General features: G+C 71.6%; 17 protein-coding genes. 10 read left to right on the top strand and 7 right to left on the bottom strand.

The window, feature by feature from the left end:
* Positions 1–207 precede the first annotated feature (207 nt).
* The 5 genes from ACF1AL_RS29720 to ACF1AL_RS29700 all read right to left on the bottom strand — a co-directional run bounded on the left by ACF1AL_RS29720 (position 208) and on the right by ACF1AL_RS29700 (position 5,995).
* Positions 208–2,442 (bottom strand): HelD family protein, encoded by a 2,235-nt coding sequence (locus tag ACF1AL_RS29720; RefSeq protein WP_391828310.1) that lies wholly within the window; start codon positions 2,440–2,442, stop codon positions 208–210.
* Between the two features lie 190 nt (positions 2,443–2,632).
* Complete coding sequence (locus ACF1AL_RS29715; RefSeq protein WP_391698062.1) at positions 2,633–2,965, bottom strand: thioredoxin family protein; 333 nt, start codon at positions 2,963–2,965, stop codon at positions 2,633–2,635.
* The gene (locus ACF1AL_RS29710; protein WP_366842032.1) at positions 2,962–3,390 is read right to left on the bottom strand and encodes a MerR family transcriptional regulator; all 429 of its coding nucleotides are present in this window, start codon (positions 3,388–3,390) and stop codon (positions 2,962–2,964) included. The genes ACF1AL_RS29715 and ACF1AL_RS29710 overlap by 4 nt, the downstream gene beginning before the upstream one ends.
* A gap of 69 nt (positions 3,391–3,459) precedes the next feature.
* Positions 3,460–4,239 (bottom strand): DUF2127 domain-containing protein, encoded by a 780-nt coding sequence (locus tag ACF1AL_RS29705; protein WP_391698059.1) that lies wholly within the window; start codon positions 4,237–4,239, stop codon positions 3,460–3,462.
* A gap of 82 nt (positions 4,240–4,321) precedes the next feature.
* Positions 4,322–5,995, bottom strand: coding sequence for an MFS transporter (locus ACF1AL_RS29700; protein WP_366842030.1), 1,674 nt, complete (start codon positions 5,993–5,995; stop codon positions 4,322–4,324).
* Between the two features lie 129 nt (positions 5,996–6,124).
* Between ACF1AL_RS29700 and ACF1AL_RS29695 the strand changes: the two genes are divergently transcribed.
* Positions 6,125–6,745 (top strand): TetR/AcrR family transcriptional regulator, encoded by a 621-nt coding sequence (locus ACF1AL_RS29695; protein ID WP_384206792.1) that lies wholly within the window; start codon positions 6,125–6,127, stop codon positions 6,743–6,745.
* 171 nt (positions 6,746–6,916) lie between these two features.
* On the opposite strand, the gene ACF1AL_RS29690 is transcribed toward ACF1AL_RS29695, so the two are convergent.
* Positions 6,917–8,311: a cation:dicarboxylate symporter family transporter gene (locus ACF1AL_RS29690; protein WP_366842037.1), complete on the bottom strand. Its 1,395-nt coding sequence runs from the start codon at positions 8,309–8,311 to the stop codon at positions 6,917–6,919.
* 121 nt (positions 8,312–8,432) lie between these two features.
* On the opposite strand from ACF1AL_RS29690, the gene ACF1AL_RS29685 reads away from it, so the two are divergent.
* The 6 genes from ACF1AL_RS29685 to ACF1AL_RS29660 all read left to right on the top strand — a co-directional run bounded on the left by ACF1AL_RS29685 (position 8,433) and on the right by ACF1AL_RS29660 (position 14,830).
* Positions 8,433–10,073, top strand: coding sequence for an ATP-binding protein (locus ACF1AL_RS29685; protein WP_391779430.1), 1,641 nt, complete (start codon positions 8,433–8,435; stop codon positions 10,071–10,073).
* Positions 10,070–10,765 carry a response regulator gene (locus ACF1AL_RS29680; RefSeq protein ID WP_391828163.1) on the top strand — a complete coding sequence of 232 codons (696 nt, stop codon included), beginning with the start codon at positions 10,070–10,072 and terminating at the stop codon, positions 10,763–10,765. Before ACF1AL_RS29685 ends, ACF1AL_RS29680 begins: the two co-directional genes overlap by 4 nt.
* A gap of 117 nt (positions 10,766–10,882) precedes the next feature.
* Positions 10,883–12,256, top strand: coding sequence for an extracellular solute-binding protein (locus ACF1AL_RS29675; protein ID WP_391779429.1), 1,374 nt, complete (start codon positions 10,883–10,885; stop codon positions 12,254–12,256).
* Positions 12,253–13,113 (top strand): carbohydrate ABC transporter permease, encoded by an 861-nt coding sequence (locus tag ACF1AL_RS29670; RefSeq protein ID WP_384206783.1) that lies wholly within the window; start codon positions 12,253–12,255, stop codon positions 13,111–13,113. Before ACF1AL_RS29675 ends, ACF1AL_RS29670 begins: the two co-directional genes overlap by 4 nt.
* Positions 13,114–13,118: 5 nt before the next feature.
* Complete coding sequence (locus ACF1AL_RS29665; protein ID WP_384206781.1) at positions 13,119–14,018, top strand: carbohydrate ABC transporter permease; 900 nt, start codon at positions 13,119–13,121, stop codon at positions 14,016–14,018.
* A gap of 98 nt (positions 14,019–14,116) precedes the next feature.
* Positions 14,117–14,830 carry a helix-turn-helix domain-containing protein gene (locus tag ACF1AL_RS29660; RefSeq protein ID WP_391828161.1) on the top strand — a complete coding sequence of 238 codons (714 nt, stop codon included), beginning with the start codon at positions 14,117–14,119 and terminating at the stop codon, positions 14,828–14,830.
* A 167-nt stretch (positions 14,831–14,997) separates the two neighbouring features.
* Here ACF1AL_RS29660 and ACF1AL_RS29655 read toward each other — a convergent pair whose 3' ends face one another.
* Complete coding sequence (locus ACF1AL_RS29655; protein ID WP_366841215.1) at positions 14,998–16,023, bottom strand: ATP-dependent 6-phosphofructokinase; 1,026 nt, start codon at positions 16,021–16,023, stop codon at positions 14,998–15,000.
* 279 nt (positions 16,024–16,302) lie between these two features.
* Here ACF1AL_RS29655 and pta point away from each other — a divergent pair, with 279 nt between their 5' ends.
* From pta to pyk, 3 genes are all read left to right on the top strand, one after another.
* Entirely contained in the window at positions 16,303–18,393 is a 2,091-nt protein-coding gene (gene pta, locus ACF1AL_RS29650) for a phosphate acetyltransferase (protein ID WP_391698044.1), read from the top strand.
* On the top strand, positions 18,390–19,601 hold the full coding sequence (locus tag ACF1AL_RS29645; protein WP_391698041.1) for an acetate kinase: 1,212 nt from the start codon (positions 18,390–18,392) through the stop codon (positions 19,599–19,601). The genes pta and ACF1AL_RS29645 overlap by 4 nt, the downstream gene beginning before the upstream one ends.
* 83 nt (positions 19,602–19,684) lie before the next feature.
* Positions 19,685–21,118 (top strand): pyruvate kinase, encoded by a 1,434-nt coding sequence (gene pyk / locus ACF1AL_RS29640; protein WP_391828159.1) that lies wholly within the window; start codon positions 19,685–19,687, stop codon positions 21,116–21,118.
* Positions 21,119–21,220 lie beyond the last annotated feature (102 nt).

The raw sequence follows: 21,220 nt of genomic DNA, 5'->3' as shown, positions 1-21,220 counted from the left end.
CGCGGCCGGCCTGACCGGGCGGGCCGACCAGTCGCCATGGCCGGCCTGACCGGGCGGGCCGACCAGTCGCCGCGGCAGCGGCACCGGGCGCCGGGCGTGCCACCCCGCCGCGTGCCTCACGCGGCCGCCGCGCCCCTGGGCAGTGTGGTCGCCCGTCCGCCGCGCCTCCGGACGTCCTGCGCCGCCCCCGTCACCCCACCGCGTGCGTCACCCGGCGGCCGTCGTGGCGAGCCCCGGCGGCAGCTCCCCCGTGTGCAGGATGCCGAGGCGCTGGGTGGCGCGGGTGAGGGCGACGTACAGGTCGCTCGTGCCGTAGTGGGCGGGTTCGACGACCAGGACGGAGTCGAACTCCAGGCCCTTGGCCTGGCGCGGGTCGAGCAGGACGACGGTCCGCGTCAGGTCGGGCTCGGCGCCGGCCGTCACGCCGTCCAGCCGGGCGGCGAGCCGGCGGTGCAGCGCGCGCGGCGCGATCACCGCGAGACGGCCCTCGGCCGGGGTGAGTTCGGCGACGGCCTTCTCCACCGCGCCGGGCAGGTCGTCGGTGCCGCGCACCCACGGCCGTACGCCGGTGGAGCGCACGGACTGCGGGGGCTCGAAGCCGGGCTGCTCGGCGCGGACGACCGCTGCGGCCAGCTCCATGATCTCCGCCGGTGTGCGGTAGTTGACGCCGAGCCGGGTGTGCTCCCAGCGGTCCTCGACGTAGGGGGCGAGGATGCCCTCCCAGGAGCCGACGCCGGCCGCCTCCGCGGTCTGCACCGGGTCGCCGACCAGGGTCATCGAGCGGGTGGGGCAGCGCCGCATCAGCAGCCGCCACGCCATCGGGGACAGCTCCTGCGCCTCGTCGACGATGATGTGCCCGAACGCCCAGGTGCGGTCGGCGGCGGCCCGCTCGGCGGCGGAGCGGTGGTCGGCCTCCTCCTGGCGCTCGGCGAAGCGCTCGGCGTCGATGATGTCGTGCGCGGACAGCACCTCGGACGCCTCCGGGTCGTCCTCCTCCTTGTCCTCGAACTCGTAGGTCCGGGAGGCGTAGGAGACGTCGAGGACGCCCTGCGCGTAGGCGATCTGCGTGGCGCGTTCCCGCTCGGCGCGGGCGCGGGCCTGCCGGTCGTCCTCGCCGAGGAGTTCGGCGGCCTCGTCCAGCAGCGGGACGTCGGCGGTGGTCCAGTGCCGGGTGACCGGACGGCGGATCGCGGCCGCGTCCTCCTCGCCCAGAAAGCCCTCGGGCTCGGCGAGGAAGTCGGCGACCAGCCGCTGCGGGGTGAGCACCGGCCACAGCCGGTCGATCGCCGACCAGACCTCGGGGTTCTCGGCGAGCTCGTCGCGGATCTGGGTGATGTCGCTCGCGTCGAGCAGGCTGGAGCCGTCGTAGGGGTCGGTGCCGACGCGCTCGGCGTACAGCTCGGTGAGGGTGTTGAGGATGTGGCCCTCGAAGTACTCGCGGGCCGTGTTGTGCGGCAGTTTCGTGGCGCGGGTCTTCTCGCGGGCGACGTTCACCAGCCCGTCGTCGAGCATCAGCACCTCGCGGTCGTGCTCGACGGCGAGGACCGGGTCGGGCAGCGCCTGCCGGTCGCGGACGACGGCGGCGAGCACGTCGGCCATGTCCGCGCGGCCCTTGACCGCGGCCGCCTCGGGGGTGTCCGCGGCGGTGGCCTTCACGCCGGGGAACAGCTCGCCGACCGTGGCGAGCAGCACGCCGGTCTCGCCGAGGGAGGGCAGCACCTCGCCGATGTAGCCGAGGAAGGCCGGGTTCGGGCCGACGATCAGCACGGCCCGCTTGGCGAGCAGTTCGCGGTGCTCGTAGAGCAGGTAGGCGGCCCGGTGCAGGGCGACGGCCGTCTTGCCGGTGCCGGGGCCGCCCTCCACGACCAGCACCCCGCGGTGCGGGGCCCGGATGATCTCGTCCTGCTCGGCCTGGATGGTCTGCACGATGTCGCTCATGCGGCCGGTGCGCGCGGAGTTCAGCGCGGCCAGCAGCACGGCGTCGCCGCTCGGGTCCTCGTGGCCGGTGCGCTCCCGGTCGCCGACGTCGAGGAACTCGTCGTGCAGATCGGTGACCCGGCGGCCCTCGGTGGAGATGTGCCGGCGGCGGCGCAGGCCCATCGGGGTGTGCCCGGTGGCCACGTAGAAGGGCCGGGCGACCTCGGCGCGCCAGTCGATGAGCACCGGGGTGCGCTCGGTGTCGTTCTCGCGCAGCCCGATGCGGCCGATGTGGTGGCTGGAGCCGTCGGTGAAGTCGATCCGGCCGAAGCACAGCGAGCCGTCGACCGCGTTCAGCGCGGCGAGCAGCCCCGAGCGCTCGGCGACCAGGATGTCCCGCTCCAGCCGGGCCTGCATGGGCTTGTCGCCCTGCGCGAGCGCGTCGTGGACGGCGGCCTCGGTGTCCCCGCGCAGCGCGTCCACGCGCGCGTACAGCCCGTCGATGAATTCCTGTTCCCGCCGCAATTCATCGTCCGGAAATTCGGTGTTTGACAATTCCGCTCCCGCCCGGATATACTGTGCTCACCAATCTTCTTCGTGACCTCTTTTCATGGAAGTCACGAATGAACGAATATACGCAAAGAAATCCCCCGGGCGCAATTGCCCGGGGGATTTCTGCTGTGGCGGACCGCGGAGTACGGCCGTGGACGGGCCCTCAGAGCACGTCGGCGAGTTCCTCCAGCAGCCGGCGCTTCGGCCGCGCGCCCACCATCGCCTTCACCGGCTCACCGGCGCGGAAGACCATGAAGGTCGGCATCGACAGCACCTTGTACGCGTTCGTCGTCTCCGGGTTGTGGTCCACGTCCAGCTGCACCACCTTCAGACGCTCCCCCTCCTCCTCGGCGAGGGCGCTCAGCACCGGGCCCATCTGCCGGCACGGCGGGCACCAGTCGGCGGTGAACTCCACCAGGACCGGCAGGTCGGACGCCAGCACCTCCGCCCCGAAACTGCCGTCCGTCACCTCGGTCACACCGTCGGCCTTGATCACTGTTCCTGTCCTCCCAGCTCGCACCGCGGCTCCGGACCCCCCGGAACCAGCGCGTCGGCGGCCAGCTCGCCCATGGCCCGCTCGGCCTTCGCCAGCTGCGCGGCGACCGTCGCCCGGACCCCGCTCAGCTCGCCGATCAGCGCGTCCAGCTCCGCCAGCTTGCTGCGGTAGACCGCCACCGACGCCGGGCACGCGTCCCCCGCGGGGTGCCCGGCGCGCAGGCACTCCACGAACGGCCGGGTCTCCTCCAGCTCGAACCCGAAGTCCTGCAGGGTCCGGATCTGCTCCAGCAGCCTGAGGTCGTGCTCGTCGTAGGCCCGGTGCCCGTGCTCGTCCCGGCGCGCGGGCAGCAGCCCCCGCGCCTCGTAGTACCGCAGCGTCCGCGTGGTGGTCCCGGCCCGTGCGGCCAGCTCGCCGATTCGCATGTCCTCGACCGTACGGCTTGACGCCGACGTCAAGGCAAGCGCGCGCGGCCCCGGCCCCGCCGCGCGGGATCACCGGCCCCTCGCGCCGGGGGCGACCTCGGCCGCCTCCTCCACCTCCAGCAGGGACTCGCTGCGGCGTTCCTCGTCGAAGGCGCGGCGGCCGCCGCGCAGGCCGAAGAGGCGTTTGGCCAGGGCGATGTAGAGGACGGCGAGGATGTTGAGGACCAGGGTGGCGATCTTCAGCGCGCTGACGTGCTCGGTGAGTTCGTAGACCTCCAGCGGCAGGAACGCGGCGGTGGCGACCACCGTCAGGTACTCCGCCCAGCGCTTGGCGTACCACAGGCCGACCGCCTCGACGATCTCGATCAGCGCGTAGGCGAGGAGGAGCCCGGCGACGAGCAGCAGCGTGGAGTGCTTGTAGCCGAACGCCTTCTGCACGGAACCGACGACCGGAGAGTGGTCGAGGTCGTAGTGGAAGTGGCGGAAGACCGGGCGGAAGACGTCGAGGTTCTCGTCGAAGAGCCGCCGCACCGCGTCCTGGCTGTTGGAGAACTTCCACACGGCCGCCGCGACCAGCACGATGAACACCCCGCGCAGCACCCGCTCGATGGCGAGGAAGCGCAGGATGAACAGGTCCCGCAGCACCTTGCCGCGCGGCACCAGCGGGGCGTCGGCGGCCGGCCCCGCGCCGCGCGGCTCGCCGAGCACGAAGTCGCCGCAGCGCAGGCACCGCCACACCTCGCCGAGCGCGGTCTCGGCGTGCAGCCGCACCCTGAGCCGGGGGTCGTCCGGCGCGTACGTGACGTGCCCTCGTCGGGCGCACGTGCGCCGGTTCCAGTCGATCCTCATCCCCCGAGCCTCCTGTATGAACGTGCCGCACCCAATGATCGGCGCGGCACGCTAGTGGAGTCGGTTAAGAGTTCGGTGAGAGTCAGCCGGCGTCGCTGAGCTGCGGCTCCTTCTCCTGCTCGGGCTGCTCGGCCCGGGCCTTGTCCCGGCGAGGCAGCAGCACCGCGACGAGCACCGTGCCGGCGCCGAGGATCACCGCGCCGACCAGACTGGTGTGGGCGACCGCGTCGGCGAAGGAGGAACCGACGGCGTGGCTCATCTGCCCGGCGCCCTCGGCCAGTTGCTGCGCCTGCGCCTTGAGCTGCGCGGCCTGCTGGGGGCTGCTCGCGTGCGCCGCCTGCTCGGCGAGCGCGCGGGCCTTGTCGCCGATGCCCTGCGCGACGGCGTACCCGGCACCGACGGAGTCCTGCGCGGTGGCCAGCGCGTCCGCGGGCAGCCTGCCGCCGCGCGTGGCGTCGGCGAGGTGGTCGGAGTACGAGGTGCCGAGCAGCGAGCCGAGGATCGCGATGCCGAGCGAGCCGCCCAGCTCCAGCGAGGTGTCGTTCACGGCGCCGCCCACGCCCAGCTCCGCCTCCGGGAAGGAGCCCATGATGGCGTCCGTGCAGGGCGAGAGGGCCAGCCCGATCGCCAGGCCGAGGATGATCAGGGGCGCCACGAAGTCGCCGTACGAGGAACCGGCGTCGACCCGCGTCAGCAGGGCCAGCGCGGCCGTGCCGCCGACCATGCCCGCGCTCACCGTCCACTTCATGCCGACCCGCGGGGTGAGGTACCCGGTCAGCGCCGAGCCCACGAAGACCGCGCCGGCCAGCGGCAGCATGCGCACGCCGGTGTCCAGGGCGTCATAGCCGAGGACGAACTGCAGGTGCTGGGTGAGGTAGTAGAAGGCGCCGAAGACGGCCAGGAAGAACAGGGCCACGGCGAGGTTGGAGCCGGCGAAGCGGCGCTCGGTGAAGCGGCGCACGTCCAGGATGGGACGCGGGTGGCGCAGCTCCCACAGGACGAAGGCGATCAGCCCGACCCCGGCCACGACCGCGGCGGTGACGGCCTTGGCGCCCCAGCCGAAGTGCGGACCCTCGATGATCATGTAGACGAGCGCGCCGGTCCAGATCACCGACAGCAGACCGCCGACGTAGTCGATCCGGTCGTGGTGTCCCGCCTTGGACGGCGGCACGAGGACGAACGCGGCGACGATCGCGACGGCCGCGATGGGCACGTTGATCAGGAACGTGGAGGCCCAGCCGTGGTCGCGCAGCAGCGCGCCCGCGACGACCGGGCCGGCGGCGATGGCGAGACCGGCGGTGGCCGTCCACAGGGTGATCGCCTTGGCCCGCTCCCGGCGCGGGAAGGTCGCGGCGAGCAGGGACAGCGTGGCGGGCATGATCAGCGCGGCGCCGACGCCCATGACGGCACGGGCGGCGATGACCGCGCCGGCGCTGCCGGCGAGGTAGCCGGCGACCGCGCCGCCGCCGAAGACGACGAGCCCGAGGACCAGCGCGCCGCGCCGGCTGTACTTGTCGCCGATCGCGCCGAGCAGCAGCATCAGCGCGGCGTAGGGGACGGTGTAGCCGTCGATGACCCACTGCAGGTCGGCGCTGGACAGCCCGAGGTCGCGGGTCATGTCGGGCGCGGCCACCGTGAGGGCGGTGTTCGCCATCACGATGATCAGCAGGCTCAGGCACAGGACGAGGAGCGCCCACCAGCGCCGGGGGTAGGGGCCCTCCATCCTCTCGACCGGTTCGTTCTTCACGAGTCGCATGGCAGGGATCGCCTTCCTCGACGTCGAAACTTGCACAACGGAGTGCAAATGCACAACCATGTGCAATGTACGTCCGTTGCACAGCGCTGTGCAAGTCGACGGGAAGCGGGCGTACGGGAGGAGGGCAGAATGGCTGCCATGACCACGGGTAACAGCCGCGCCGACGCCAACCGGCGCCGCATCCTCGACGTCGCTCTCGCGGAGCTGCTGCGCGACCCCGACGCCTCCATGGACCACATCGCGCGCGCCGCGGGCGTCGTACGGCGGACCGTGTACGGCCATTTCCCGAGCCGGGAGGCGCTGATCAGCACGCTGGTCGACGACGCGGTCGAGGCACTGGCGACCGCGCACGCCGAGGGCCGCGAGGGCGTGGAGGACCCGGCCGAGGCCGTGGCCCGCTCGGTGCTCGCGGTGTGGGAGATCGCCGACCGCTACCGCCTGCTCGTCGCACTGGCCCAGCGCACGGTCACCATGCAGGGCATCCGGGAGCGCCTGGCCCCCGTCCGCGAGAACGGCGTCCGGCTGCTGCAGCGGGGCCTGGACGAGGGCGTCTTCGCCTCAGCCCTGCCCGCCCCGGCGCTGGCGTACGTCCACGAGCAGATCCTCTTCGGCCTGATGGAGGCCGTGAACGACGGTCTGGTTCCGCCCGCCGACGCGGGCCCCTCGGCGGCGGTCACGGTGCTGACGGCGGTGGGAGTACCGGCGGCGAGGGCGACGGAGCTGGTGCAGAAGCTGACGGCACAGGCCTGAGAAACGCGAAGGGCACCCGGCAAAGGTTCAGGCGATGCCGGGTGCCCTGGTCGAAGGCGGGGGTGCGGTCCCCTGGGGGGCGCGGGGCGGTAGCGATATGCGGCTCCGCCGCGTGGGCGCGACGGGCCACGGACGGCCCGCTCCCGCGCAACCGCCCCGGCCCCCGCGGCGCTATGCGCTGGCCAGCTCCTTCTCCACCGCCGGCTCCGGCTCGCCGTCGTCCAGCAGGGTCTTCTCGTCGAACGGGATCTCACCGGCCAGCACCGCGCGGACGCGCACCGTGTCGATCTCCTTCGTCCACGTCCCGATCAGGACCGTCGCCACCGCGTTCCCCGCGAAGTTGGTCAGCGCGCGGGCCTCGCTCATGAAGCGGTCGATGCCGACGATGAGCCCGATGCCGTCGACCAGCGCCGGCTTGTGCGACTGCAGACCGCCGGCCAGCGTGGCCAGGCCCGCGCCGGTGACGCCCGCCGCGCCCTTGGACGCCACCAGCAGGAACAGCAGCAGCGGGATCTGCTCGCCGACCGACATCGGCGTGCCCATCGCGTCGGCGATGAACAGGGACGCCATGGTCATGTAGATCATGGTGCCGTCGAGGTTGAAGGAGTAGCCGGTCGGCACGGTGATGCCGACGACGGGCTTGCTGACGCCCAGGTGCTCCATCTTCGCGATCAGCCGCGGCAGCGCGGACTCGGAGGAGGACGTCGACAGGATCAGCAGGAACTCACGGCCCAGGTACTTGAAGAACGAGAAGACGTTCAGCCCGGCGACGATCCGCAGCAGCGCGCCGAGGACGACGAACACGAACAGCGCACAGGTGACGTAGAAGCCGAGCATCAGCACGGCCAGCGACTTCAGCGCGTCCACGCCCGCCGAGCCGACGACCGCGGCCATCGCGCCGAACGCGCCGATCGGCGCCGCCCACATGACCATCGCCAGGACGCGGAAGACGAGCCGCTGGATGTGCTCGATGCCGCGCAGGACCGGCTGCCCGGCCTTGCCCATGGCCTGCAGCGCGAACCCGCACAGCAGCGCGACCAGCAGCGTCTGCAGCACCTCGCCCTCGGTGAAGGCGGACACGATCGTCTTGGGGATGATCCCGAGCAGGAAGTCGGTGGTGTCCTTGGCCTCCGCGTCGACCTGAGCGTGGCCGACGCTCTTGACGGCGTCGGTGACGGCGAGGCTGGAGCCGGGCTCCAGGATGTTGCCGACGATCAGGCCGATCGCGAGCGCGACCAGGGACATCGCCAGGAAGTAGACGAGGGCGATGCCGCCCACCGCGCCGACCTTCGCGGCTTTGCGCACCGAGCCGATGCCGAGCACGATCGTGCAGAAGATGATCGGCGAGATCATCATCTTGATCAGGTTCACGAAGCCCGTACCGATGGGCTTCAGCTCGACGGCGAAGTCGGGCGCGGCCAGCCCGACGACGATGCCGAGGGCGACCGCGACGATCACCGCGATGTACAGGTAGTGGGTGCGGTCCCGCTTCGCAGCGGGCGCGGCAGGTGCCGTTGGGGATGTGCTGGCGGCCACGGCTGCCCTCCTTGACGTCTTCGTCGGCATCACCGGCGTGCGGCTCACGTCCGGGCTTTTGGGGGATTGCCGTGACTATCTCCCGCCCTGTGAGAGCGGTCACCCTTCCGTTCATTTAGTTCACCGTCGAACCGGGAGGCAGACTGGCGGCATGCGCCTCACCCTGCCGAGACCCCGCAGCCTGGCGGGCCAGCTCTTCGCCATGCAGGCCGTGCTGCTCGCGGTCGTGGTGGCCGGTTACGCGCTGTTCTCCTACGTCAGCGACCGCGGCCAGGCCGAGGAGGCGGCCGGACGGCAGGCCACCGCGGTGGCCCGGTCGGTGGCCGACTCGCCGTCCGTCCGCTCGGCGATCCGCTCCCCCGACCCGACGGCCGAGCTGCAGCCGTACGCGCTGCGGATCATGCGGGACACCGACGTCGACTTCGTCACGATCATGAATCCGCAGGGCATCCGCTGGACCCACCCCGACCCGAACCAGATCGGCAAGCGGTTCCTCGGCAACACCGCGCCCGCCCTGCGCGGGGTGACCTTCACCGAGACCTACACCGGGACGCTCGGCCCCTCCGTCCGCGCGGTCACACCGGTCGAGGACGACGACAAGCGGATCGTCGGCCTGGTCAGCGCCGGCATCCGGGTCGAGGCGATCAGCGCGCGCGTGCAGGACCAGGTGACGGCACTGCTCGGCGTCGCGGCGGGCGTGCTGGCGCTGGGCGCGATCGGCACGTACGTGATCAACGCCCGGCTGCGGCGGCACACCCACGGCATGAACGCCACCGAGCTGAGCCGCATGCACGCCTACCACGAGGCCGCGCTGCACGCCGTACGCGAGGGGCTGCTGCTGCTCGACGGGCAGTACCGTGTGGCGCTGATCAACGACGGCGGACGGGAGCTGCTGGGCGTGAGCGGGAACGTGGTGGGCCGGCCGGTGGCGGAGCTGGAGCTGCCGCCACCGCTGCTGGGCGCGCTGCTGGCGTCGGAGCCGCGGGTGGACGAGGTGCATCTGACGGCGGAGCGGGTGGTCGTCGTGAACACCTCACCGGTGTCCGGCGGGGAGCGGCGCGGCACGATCGTCACCCTGCGCGATGTCACCGAGCTCCAGTCGCTGATGGGCGAGCTGGACTCGGAGCGGGGCTTCACCCAGGCCCTGCGCTCCCAGGCGCACGAGGCGGCGAACCGTCTGCACACGGTGGTGTCGCTGATCGAGCTGGGCCGGGCCGAGGAGGCGGTGGACTTCGCCACGGCCGAACTGGAGCTGGCGCAGGCGCTGACCGACCAGGTGGTGGCGGCGGTGAGCGAACCGGTGCTGGCCGCGCTGCTGCTGGGCAAGACGGCCCAGGCCAACGAGCGGGGCGTGGAGCTGGTGGTGTCGGACGACAGCCGCCTCGACGACGGTCTGCTGCCGCCGGCCCTGTCGGCCCGGGACCTGGTGACCGTCCTCGGCAACCTGATCGACAACGCGGTGGACGCGGCACAGGGCGGGGTGCCGGCGCGGGTGACGGTGACGGCGTACGCGGACGCCACGGACCTGGTGCTGCGGGTGGCGGACACCGGCCCCGGCGTGGATCCCGAGCACGCCGGTCTGGTCTTCCAGCGCGGCTTCACCACCAAGCCCGCGGGCCCGGGCGGCCGCGGGCTGGGCCTGGCCCTGGTCCACCAGACGGTGCACCGCCACGACGGCACGCTGACGGTGAGGGAGGCCGCGGGGGGCGGCGCGGAGTTCGAGGTGCGGCTGCCGCTGCGCGCGGACGCGGGCACCCCGACGAGCGCCGTGGCCCAGGGGGGCGAGGCATGAGCGCCGGCCGGCCGCCGATCCGGGTCCTGGTCGTCGAGGACGACCCGGTCGCCGCGGACGCGCACGTGATGTACGTCGGCCGGGTGCCGGGGTTCGTCGCCGTCGGCAAGGCGCACACCGGGGCGGAGGCCCGCCGCGCGCTGGAGCGCACGCAGGTCGATCTGCTCCTGCTGGACCTGCACCTGCCGGATGTGCACGGCCTCCAGCTGGCGCGGACGCTGCGGGCCGCCGGCTACCACGCGGACGTGATCGCGGTGACGTCGGCGCGGGACCTGGCGGTGGTCCGCGAGGGCGTGTCGCTGGGCGTGGTCCAGTACGTGCTGAAACCGTTCACCTTCGCCACGCTGCGCGACCGGCTGGTCCGGTACGCCGACTTCCGCGCCGCGGCCGGCGAGGCCAGCGGCCAGGAGGAGGTCGACCGCGCCCTGGCAGCCCTGCGCGCCCCGGCCCCGGCGTCCCTGCCGAAGGGCCTGAGCGCACCGACCCTGGAGCGGGTCACCTCGGCCCTGCGGGAGGTCACGGACGGCCTGACGGCGACGGCCCTCGCCGAGACGGTCGGCATCTCCCGCATCACCGCCCGCCGCTACCTGGAACACCTGGTCGACACCGGCCGTGCGGCCCGCAGACCCCAGTACGGGACGGTGGGACGACCGGAGTTGGTGTACCAGTGGGTGCGCACCGCGAGCCGGTGACCGGGCCCGCCGCTCGCGGGCGAACCGGCGCACACGCATTGACCTGACTAGACCACTCAACTTACGTTCGCACCGCAGCAATCTCCGCGTCACAGCATCGTGAGCCCGCTGGAGGTCATGCCCGTGCGCCCCACCGCCGCCGTCCGTGCCCTGCTGACCGCCACCCTCGCCGCGACCGCGCTCACCGCGTGCGGTGGCGGCTCCGGCAGCGGTCCCGACACCGTCAAGGTCTCCTTCAAGCAGTCGACCGACAACTCCGTCCATGTGATGGACGACTATCTCGCCGACATCAAGAAGCAGTTCGAGAAGAGCCACCCCGGCAAGAAGGTCGAGCTGGTTCCGGTCAAGGCGCCGGACTCGGAGTACTACACCAAGCTCCAGCAGATGCTCCGCTCCCCCAAGACCGCGCCCGACCTGGTCTACGAGGACACCTTCCTCATCAACTCCGACATCACCAGCGGGTACTTGAAGCCGCTGGACCCCTATCTCGCGCAGTGGCCCGACTGGCAGCAGTTCCTGGACACGGCCAAGGCCGCCGCCAAGGGCGAGGACGGCAGGACGTACGGCGTCCCGGACGGCACCGACACCCGCGGACTCTGGTACGACAAGGGCATCTTCCGCAAGGCCGGCCTGCCCGTGCCCTGGCAGCCGAGGACCTGGGACGACGTGCTCGCCGCCGCCCGCGCCATCAAGGAGCGGGTCCCGGACGTCACCCCGCTCAACGTCTACACCGGCAAACCGGCCGGCGAGGCCGCCACCATGCAGGGCTTCGAGATGCTGCTGTACGGCACGAACGACGGCAGCTCCGACCCGCTGTACGACGCGGGCAGCAAGAAGTGGATCGCGGGCGGCCAGGGGTTCAAGGACGCGCTGAAGTTCGTCGAGACCGTCTACCGGGAGAAGCTCGGCCCCGACGTCTCCACCGCCCTCGACCCCAACATCCAGACCATCGTGCGCGGTGAGCTGCTGCCCCAGGGCAAGCTCGGCATCGACCTGGACGGCTCCTGGCTGCCGCAGGACTGGCTGCCGGGGGCGGGACACGCGTGGCCGCAGTGGTCGCAGAAGCTGGGGCTCGCCGCCATGCCGACGCAGGCCGGGCAGGCACCGGGCAAGGTGAGCATGTCCGGCGGCTGGACCTGGGCGATCCCCGCCAAGGCCGGCAACCCCGACCTCGCCTTCGAGTTCGTCAAGACGATGCAGACCAAGGCCAACGCGCAGAAGTGGTACATCGCCAACTCGGGGATCGCCGTGCGCAAGGACGTCGCCGCCGACCCCGCGTACGCCACCGCCCAGCCCGGCATCAAGTTCTTCACCGACCTCGTCGCCAGCACCCACTACCGGCCCGCCTACCCGGCGTACCCGAAGGTGTCGACGGCGATCCAGGAGGCGATGGAGAGCGTGACGACCGGTGACGCGAGCGTGGAGAAGGCGGCGGCCGCCTACGACGAGGCCCTGGCGGACGTCACCGGCAACCGCGTGGTCCGGAAATGAACGCGCGGCTGCTGCCCCGCACGCTGCCCCTGGTCCCCGCCCTGGCCCTGCTGCTGCTCTTCCTCGCCGGGCCGATCGCCTACTGCGCCTGGATCGCCTTCACCGACCTCCAGCTCACCGGCCAGGCCCACTCCTCCTTCGTCGGCCTCGACAACTTCCGCCGGGCCTTCGCCGACGAGGAGTTCCTCAACGCCGTATGGCTGACCCTGGTGTTCACCGTCGTGTCGTCGCTGCTCGGGCAGAACACGCTGGGCCTGGCGCTGGCCGCGCTGATGCGGCGGGCGTCGAAGCCGGTGCGCACGCTCACCGGCGGGATCGTGGTGACGGCGTGGGTGCTGCCGGAGGTGGTGGCCGGGTTCCTGCTGTACGCGTTCTTCCGGAAGGAGGGGACGCTCAACGCCGTGCTGCACTGGCTGCATCTGCCGTCGCAGAACTGGCTGTTCACGCTGCCGATCCTCGCCGTGTCCTTCGCCAACGTCTGGCGCGGCACGGCGTTCTCCATGCTGGTGTACTCGGCCGCGCTCGCCGAGATCCCGCAGGAGATCACCGAGGCCGCCGAGGTCGACGGCGCCGGCGGCCCGCGCCGGCTGTGGCACATCACGCTGCCGATGATCCGGCGGTCCATCGCGACCAACCTGATGCTCAACACCCTGCAGACGCTGTCCGTCTTCGGGCTGATCTGGGTGATGACCCGCGGCGGGCCCGGCGGGAAGAGCGAGACCCTGCCGCTGTTCATGTACGAGCAGGCCTTCCAGAACAGCATGATCGGCTACGGCACCGCGGTCGCGCTGCTGCTGCTCGTCGTCGGCTCGCTGTTCTCCGTCGTGTACCTGCGGCTGCTGCGGACGGAGGTGTAGCGCCCATGGCCAGGACCGCTGTCGGCGCCGCCCGGCCCCGGACCGCCCCCTCCCGCCGCACCGTCGTCTCCCGCACCCTCGCCGTCCGCCGGGCCCGGCACCGGCTCGCCGCCGACCTCGCGCTGCTGGTCGCCGCCGCGGCCTTCGCGCTGCCGCTGGTATGGGTGGTGCTGTCCTCGGTGGACCCGGACGCCGGGCTGCGGGTGAAGGCTCCCGGCGGCGTGACGTTCGCCCACTTCGACGCGGTCCTCACCCCCGAGATCACCTTCACGCCGCTGCTGAACAGCCTGATCCTGTGCGGCGGGGCGACCGCCCTGACCGTGGTGTGCGCCGCGCTCGCCGCCTACCCGCTCTCCCGTTTCCGCTCCCGCTTCGCCGGGCCGTTCCTGCTCACCGTCCTGTTCGCGACCTGTCTGCCGATCACCGCCGTGATGGTGCCGGTGTATGCCCTCTTCGTGCAGGTGAACCTGATCGACACGATGCAGGGGACGATCCTCTTCTTCGCCGCGTCCCAGCTGCCCATGGCCATCTGGCTGATGAAGAACTTCATGGACGGCGTGCCGAAGGAGCTGGAGGAGGCCGCCTGGACGGACGGGGCGTCCTCGGCGCAGTCGCTGGTGCGGATCGTGCTGCCGCTGATGGGCCCCGGACTGGCCGTGGTGACGGTGTTCTCGTTCGTGATGATGTGGGGCAACTTCTTCGTGCCGTTCATGCTGCTGCTCAGCCCGGACCAGATGCCGGCGTCGGTGAGCATCAACGAGTTCTTCGGCAACCGGGGCATGGTCGCCTACGGGCAGCTGGCCGCGTTCTCGGTGGTGTACTCGACGCCGGTGATCCTGCTGTACGTGCTGATCGCGCGCCGGCTGGGCGGCGGCTTCGCGCTGGCCGGGGCCGTCAAGGGGTGACACGTGCCCAGAACGGTAAAACCTACGGAACCGTAGCTTCGTACGATCCGTGATCCTGTCCGAACCGACCGTAGTCACCGCTTGAGCGCCGCTCTAGGTTGTGCCGCGTGCACCCCTCGAACCCCTCGTACCAGCCCGGCCCCCCGTTCGACGCCCTCGCCGCGCGGCGGCTGCGCGCCGCCCTCGGCATGGGTCCCGAGCACGTCGCCCACGGCATGCGGGTCTCCTACGGACTGCCCTACGTCACCCCGGACCTCGTCATCGCCTGGGAACGCGGCATCGCGGCCCCCAGCAACCCCGAACTCACCGCGCTGGCGGGCGTGCTGTGGGCCTCTCCGGCCGAACTCCTCGGCAGCCCGCGCACCCTGCGCGAGCACCGCCTGGCCCGGGGCGTCGCCCCCGAGGACGTGGCCCGGGCGGTGGGCCTGGACCTGCGCTCCTACCTGCGCATGGAGGACAGCGGGGACTGGCGCGGCAACGAGCGCCAGGCCGCGGCGCTCGCCGACGTGCTGCGGCTGTCGCTGCCGGACTTCGTGGCGGTGACCGGGCGCGTCGAGCGCCTCGCCGAGCTGCTGCGCAGCGCCGCGACCACCCGCTGGCAGGCGTACGTCCGCCCGGTCGCGAAGATCGCGCCGCTGGACAAGGGCGTCCTGGAGGAGGTCCTGCAGGAACTGCACGAGGACTACCAGGGCCACATGGCCGCCACCCTCAGCTGGGGTGGCGGCAGCAGCGACTCCCAGGAGAGCGGGCGTGCCTTCCTGGACGCGATCGTGGACCACTTCTGGGCGGCCGTGCGGAAGAGGACCGCCTAGGGGGTGTCTCGTCGATCAGGGCGGATCAGGGAGCGGCGTCTGGTGCCGTGCATCGCAAGGCGGAGGAGGGAGTCGATGCGGAGCATCGGGGACCGACGACAACGCGGCGAGGTGCGGTGCCAGGCGCCGCGAGCCCGGCGTGATCGACGAGACACCCCCTAGGGGGCCTAGAAGACCGACTCTGCCTCGTCCATGCGGTCCTTGGGGACCGTCTTCAGCTCGGTCACCGCCTCCGCCAGCGGCACCATCACGATGTCCGTGCCGCGCAGCGCGGTCATCTTGCCGAACTCGCCGCGGTGCGCGGCCTCCACGGCGTGCCAGCCGAAGCGGGTGGCGAGGACGCGGTCGTACGCGGTGGGCGTGCCGCCGCGCTGGACGTGGCCGAGGATGACCGGGCGGGCCTCCTTGCCCAGGCGCCGTTCCAGCTCGTGGGCCAGCGCGGTGCCGATGCCCTGGAAGCGCTCGTGGCCGAACTGGTCGATCTCGCCCTTGCCGTAGTCCATGGTGCCCTCGGCCGGGTGGGCGCCCTCGGCGACGCAGACGACGGCGAACTTCTTGCCGCGCGCGAAGCGCTCCTCGACCATCTTCACCAGGTCGCCCGGGTCGAAGGGGCGTTCGGGCAGGCAGATGCCGTGGGCGCCGGCGGCCATGCCGGACTCCAGGGCGATCCAGCCGGCGTGCCGGCCCATCACCTCGACGACCATCACGCGCTGGTGGGACTCGGCGGTGGTCTTCAGCCGGTCCATGGCCTCGGTGGCGACGCCGACGGCGGTGTCGAAGCCGAAGGTGCGGTCGGTGGAGGAGATGTCGTTGTCGATGGTCTTGGGGACGCCGACGACCGGCAGGCCCGCGTCGGAGAGCATGCGGGCCGCGGTCAGCGTGCCCTCGCCGCCGATCGGGATGAGCGCGTCGATGCCGAAGTCGCTGACGATGTCGGCGGCGTTCTCGCAGGCCTCGCGCAGCCGGTCGCGCTCCAGCCGGGAGGAGCCGAGGATCGTGCCGCCGCGGGCGAGGATGCCGCTGACGGCGTTCAGGTCGAGGCCGCGGTAGCGCCCGTCGAGCAGGCCGGCGTAGCCGTCCTCGAAGCCGATGACCTCGTCGCCGTAGTTGTCCACCGCCCGGTGCACGACCGACCGGATGACGGCGTTCAGGCCGGGGCAGTCGCCGCCTGCGGTGAGAACTCCGATGCGCATCGTGCTGTGTCTCCTGCTCGCTGTGGGTACCGGTGAGCTCCTCCCGATTGTTCCACGTCCCCGGCCACGGAACGTCCTGACGGGCGCCTTATCTGTGCCCAGGGGTATTGTCAAGAGGGTTCCGCTCACCTCCGTGGGCGATTTTTGTACACGGTGGTGCAAGCCTGGGACGGACGACGCGGACGGGGACCGCGCAGCCGCGGCTCCCGCCGCCGGAGACGGCCGTGGATCCCACCGACGAACCAGCCGTAGATCCCACAGACGAAACGGAGAGCACACGTGACGCGCAGCGTGTACGTGACCGGTATCGACCGCGGCGACGGCCGCCAGGTCGTCGAGCTGGGGGTCATGGAACTCCTGACCCGGCAGGTCGACCGGGTGGGCGTCTTCCGCCCGCTCGTGCACGACGGGCCCGACCGGCTCTTCGAGCTGCTGCGCGCCCGCTACCGGCTCTCCCAGGACCCGGCGACCGTCTACGGCATGGGCTACGACGAGGCGTCCGCGCTGCAGGCCGAGCGCGGCACCGACGAGCTGGTCGCCGCCCTCGTCGACCGCTTCCACCTGGTGGCCCGCGACTACGACGTGGTCCTGGTCCTCGGCACCGACTTCGCCGCCACCCAGCTGCCCGACGAGCTGTCGCTGAACGCGCGCCTGGCCAACGAGTTCGGCGCCTCGGTGATCCCGGTCGTGGGTGGCCGGGGGCAGGCCGCGGACTCGGTGCTCGCCGAGACCCGCAACGCCTACCGGGCCTACGACGGCCTGGGCTGCGACGTGCTGGCGATGGTCACCAACCGGGTGGCCCGCGAGGACCGCGACACGATCGCCGAACGGCTCGCCGGGCGGCTGCCGGTGCCGTGCTACGTCGTCCCGGACGAGCCGGCGCTGTCCGCGCCGACCGTGTCGCAGATCGCGCACGCGCTGGGCGCGAAGGTGCTGCTCGGCGACGACTCCGGGCTCGCCCGGGACGCGCTGGACTTCGTCTTCGGCGGCGCGATGCTGCCGAACTTCCTCGCCGCTCTGACCCCGGGCTGCCTGGTCGTCACCCCCGGCGACCGCGCCGACCTGGTCGTCGGCTCACTGGCCGCGCACAGCGCCGGCACCCCGCCGATAGCCGGGGTGCTGCTCACCCTGGACGAGGTGCCCGGCGAGGACATCCTCACCCTGGCCGCCCGGCTCGCCCCGGGCACCCCGGTGCTGTCGGTGTCCGGCAACAGCTTCCCGACCGCCGCGCAGCTGTTCTCCCTGGAGGGCAAGCTGAACGCGGCCACCCCGCGCAAGGCGGAGACCGCGCTCGGCCTGTTCGAGCGGTACGTCGACACCGCCGACCTGAACAAGCGGGTCTCGGCGCCCAGCAGCGACCGCGTCACGCCGATGATGTTCGAGCACAAGCTGCTGGAGCGGGCCCGTGCCGACAAGCGCCGGGTGGTGCTGCCGGAGGGCACCGAGGAGCGGGTGCTGCACGCCGCCGAGGTGCTGCTGCGCCGCGGGGTGTGCGACCTGACGCTGCTGGGCCCGGTCGACCAGATCCGCAAGAAGGCCGCCGACCTCGGCATCGACCTCGGCGACTCGCAGCTGATCGACCCGGCGACGAGCGAGCTGCGCGACGGGTTCGCCGAGAAGTACGCGACCCTGCGCGCCCACAAGGGCGTCACCGTCGAGCTGGCCTACGACGTGGTCTCCGACGTGAACTACTTCGGCACCCTGATGGTCGCCGAGGGCCTGGCCGACGGCATGGTGTCCGGCTCGGTGCACTCCACCGCGGCCACCATCCGTCCCGCCTTCGAGATCATCAAGACCAAGCCGGACGCCTCGATCGTGTCGTCGGTGTTCTTCATGTGCCTGGCCGACAAGGTGCTCGTCTACGGCGACTGCGCGGTCAACCCGGACCCGGACGCCGAGCAGCTCGCCGACATCGCGATGCAGTCGGCGACCACGGCCGCGCAGTTCGGCGTGGAGCCGCGGATCGCGATGCTGTCGTACTCCACCGGCACCTCGGGCTCCGGCGCCGACGTGGACAAGGTGCGCGAGGCGACCGAGCTGACCCGGCTGCGCCGCCCGGACCTGAAGATCGAGGGCCCCATCCAGTACGACGCCGCCGTCGAGCCGTCGGTCGCCGCGACCAAGCTGCCCGGCTCCGAGGTCGCCGGCCAGGCCAGCGTGCTGATCTTCCCGGACCTCAACACCGGCAACAACACCTACAAGGCCGTGCAGCGCTCGGCCGGCGCGATCGCGGTCGGGCCGGTGCTGCAGGGCCTGAACAAGCCCGTCAACGACCTGTCCCGGGGCGCGCTCGTCCAGGACATCGTCAACACCGTCGCCATCACGGCGATCCAGGCCCAGTCCCCCGTCCAGAAGGCACACCAGCAGTGACCGGCACCCGCATCCTCGTCCTCAACTCCGGCTCCTCGTCGGTGAAGTACCAACTGCTCGACATGCGCGACGAGAGCCGGCTGGCGGTCGGGCTGGTCGAGCGGATCGGCGAGCAGACCTCCCGGCTGCGGCACACGCCGCTGGCCGGGGGCGAGACCCGCGAGTTCAACGGCCCGATCGCCGACCACGACGCCGCGCTGAAGGCCGTCGCCGAGGAGCTGTCCAAGGACGGGCTCGGCCTCGACTCCCCCGAACTGGCCGCGATCGGGCACCGCGTGGTGCACGGCGGGATGTTCTTCACCGAGCCCACCGTCATCGACGACGAGGTGATCGCCGAGATCGAGCGGCTGATCCCGGTCGCGCCGCTGCACAACCCGGCCAACCTCACCGGGATCCGCACCGCGCGGGCGCTGCGTCCGGACCTGCCGCAGGTGGCGGTCTTCGACACGGCGTTCCACACGACGATGCCGGAGGCGGCGGCCCGCTACGCGATCGACCCGAAGATCGCCGACCGGCACCGCATCCGCCGCTACGGCTTCCACGGCACCTCGCACGCCTACGTCTCCCGGGCGACGGCGAAGCTGCTGGGCAAGTCCCCCGAGGAGGTGAACGTCATCGTGCTCCACCTGGGCAACGGGGCGTCGGCCTCGGCCGTGCGGGGCGGGGTGTGCGTGGACACCTCCATGGGGCTGACGCCTTTGGAGGGGCTCGTGATGGGTACGCGTTCCGGTGATCTCGACCCGGCCGTCATCTTCCATTTGGCTCGTGTCGGCGGAATGTCCATGGACGAGATCGACACTCTCCTCAACAAGAGGAGCGGTCTGTTCGGACTGTGCGGGGACAACGACATGCGGGAGATCCGGCGCCGCATCGACGAGGGCGACCAGCAGGCGGAACTCGCCTTCGACATTTACATTCACCGGCTGAAGAAGTACATCGGCGCCTATTACGCGGTGCTCGGCACGGTGGACGCGGTCGCCTTCACCGCGGGGGTCGGGGAGAACGCCGCGCCGGTGCGGCAGGCGGCCGTCGAGGGCCTTGCGGGCCTGGGGCTGGCGGTCGACGAGGAGCTGAACGCGGTGCGCGGCGACGAGCCGCGGCTGATCTCGCCCCCGGGGGCACGGGTGGCGGTCGCGGTGGTACCCACGGATGAAGAACTGGAGATCGCGACGCAGACCTACGCACTGGTCGGAAAGAACAACAACTGAGCGCACCTGAGCAATAGGGCACTCATTTGTACTTTCCGCCAGACGGAATATTCCGGAGCGAAACAAACCGATAGGATCGCCCCATGCGCCGTTCGAAAATCGTCTGTACTCTCGGCCCCGCGGTCGACTCCCACGAGCAGCTCGTCTCGCTGATCGAAGCCGGCATGAACGTGGCCCGCTTCAACTTCAGCCACGGCACCCACGCCGAGCACCAGGGCCGGTACGACCGGCTGCGTGCCGCGCAGAAGGAGACCGGCCGGGCCATCGGTGTCCTCGCCGACCTGCAGGGCCCGAAGATCCGCCTGGAGACCTTCGCCGAGGGTCCGGTCGAGCTGGAGCGCGGTGACGAGTTCGTCATCACGACCGAGGACGTCCCGGGTGACAAGCACATCTGCGGCACCACCTACAAGGGCCTGCCCGGCGACGTAGCCAAGGGCGACCAGATCCTCATCAACGACGGCAACGTCGAGCTGAAGGTCATCGAGGTCGAGGGTCCGCGGGTGCGGTCGATCGTCATCGAGGGCGGTGTCGTCTCCGACCACAAGGGCATCAACCTGCCCGGCGCGGCCGTCAACGTCCCGGCCCTGTCCGAGAAGGACATCGAGGACCTGCGCTTCGCGCTGCGCATGGGCTGCGACCTGGTCGCGCTGTCCTTCGTCCGGGACGCCAAGGACGTCGCCGACGTCCACCGCATCATGGACGAGGAGGGCCGCCGCGTCCCCGTCATCGCCAAGGTGGAGAAGCCGCAGGCGGTGCAGAACATGGAGGACGTCGTGATGGCGTTCGACGGCGTGATGGTCGCCCGCGGCGACCTGGCCGTCGAGTACCCGCTCGAGAAGGTCCCGATGGTGCAGAAGCGCCTGATCGAGCTGTGCCGGCGCAACGCCAAGCCGGTGATCGTGGCGACCCAGATGATGGAGTCGATGATCACCAACTCCCGCCCGACCCGTGCCGAGGCCTCCGACGTGGCCAACGCCATCCTGGACGGCGCGGACGCGGTCATGCTGTCGGCCGAGTCCAGCGTGGGCGCGTACCCGATCGAGACCGTCAAGACGATGTCGAAGATCGTCGGGGCGGCCGAGCAGGAGCTGCTGAGCAAGGGCCTGCAGCCGCTGGTGCCGGGCAAGAAGCCGCGCACCCAGGGCGGTTCGGTGGCCCGCGCGGCCTGCGAGATCGCCGACTTCCTCGGCGGCAAGGGCCTGATCGCCTTCACCCAGTCCGGCGATACCGCCCGCCGTCTGTGCCGCTACCGCGCGGCCCAGCCGATCCTGGCGTTCACCACGGACGAGAGCACCCGCAACCAGCTCACCCTGAGCTGGGGCGTCGACCCGTACGTGGTGCCGTTCGTCAACAGCACCGACGAGATGGTCGAGCTGGTCGACCAGGAAGTGGTCAAGCTCGGCCGCTTCAACGAGGGCGACGTCGTCGTGATCACGGCCGGCTCCCCGCCCGGCGTCCCCGGCACCACCAACATGGTCCGGGTCCACCACCTCGGCGAGACCACCCACCGCGACTGATCCCCGCGGACACCGCTGTACGGCGCCGAGGGCGCCCCCTGCGACAGGGGGCGCCCTCGGCGTCTGTGCGGCTCCCGGACGGGCTGGTGGGCGCGCTCGCCC

It is taken from the genome of Streptomyces sp. NPDC014801, assembly GCF_043082085.1.
Classification (GTDB): Bacteria; Actinomycetota; Actinomycetes; order Streptomycetales; family Streptomycetaceae; genus Streptomyces.
Note: the sequence above shows the minus strand (reverse complement) of the source record. Positions and strands in the feature narration are given on the sequence as shown.

What these genes read in the sequence shown, in the direction of transcription:
- ACF1AL_RS29710 (WP_366842032.1), bottom strand. Translation starts at nt 3,390, where the DNA reads ATGCGAATCGGCGAGCTGGCCGCACGGGCCGGGACCACCACGCGGACG.
- ACF1AL_RS29705 (WP_391698059.1), bottom strand. Translation starts at nt 4,239, where the DNA reads ATGAGGATCGACTGGAACCGGCGCACGTGCGCCCGACGAGGGCACGTC.
- ACF1AL_RS29700 (WP_366842030.1), bottom strand. Translation starts at nt 5,995, where the DNA reads ATGCGACTCGTGAAGAACGAACCGGTCGAGAGGATGGAGGGCCCCTAC.
- ACF1AL_RS29695 (WP_384206792.1), top strand. Translation starts at nt 6,125, where the DNA reads ATGGCTGCCATGACCACGGGTAACAGCCGCGCCGACGCCAACCGGCGC.
- ACF1AL_RS29690 (WP_366842037.1), bottom strand. Translation starts at nt 8,311, where the DNA reads ATGCCGACGAAGACGTCAAGGAGGGCAGCCGTGGCCGCCAGCACATCC.
- ACF1AL_RS29685 (WP_391779430.1), top strand. Translation starts at nt 8,433, where the DNA reads ATGCGCCTCACCCTGCCGAGACCCCGCAGCCTGGCGGGCCAGCTCTTC.
- ACF1AL_RS29680 (WP_391828163.1), top strand. Translation starts at nt 10,070, where the DNA reads ATGAGCGCCGGCCGGCCGCCGATCCGGGTCCTGGTCGTCGAGGACGAC.
- ACF1AL_RS29675 (WP_391779429.1), top strand. Translation starts at nt 10,883, where the DNA reads ATGCCCGTGCGCCCCACCGCCGCCGTCCGTGCCCTGCTGACCGCCACC.
- ACF1AL_RS29670 (WP_384206783.1), top strand. Translation starts at nt 12,253, where the DNA reads ATGAACGCGCGGCTGCTGCCCCGCACGCTGCCCCTGGTCCCCGCCCTG.
- ACF1AL_RS29665 (WP_384206781.1), top strand. Translation starts at nt 13,119, where the DNA reads ATGGCCAGGACCGCTGTCGGCGCCGCCCGGCCCCGGACCGCCCCCTCC.
- ACF1AL_RS29655 (WP_366841215.1), bottom strand. Translation starts at nt 16,023, where the DNA reads ATGCGCATCGGAGTTCTCACCGCAGGCGGCGACTGCCCCGGCCTGAAC.
- pyk (WP_391828159.1), top strand. Translation starts at nt 19,685, where the DNA reads ATGCGCCGTTCGAAAATCGTCTGTACTCTCGGCCCCGCGGTCGACTCC.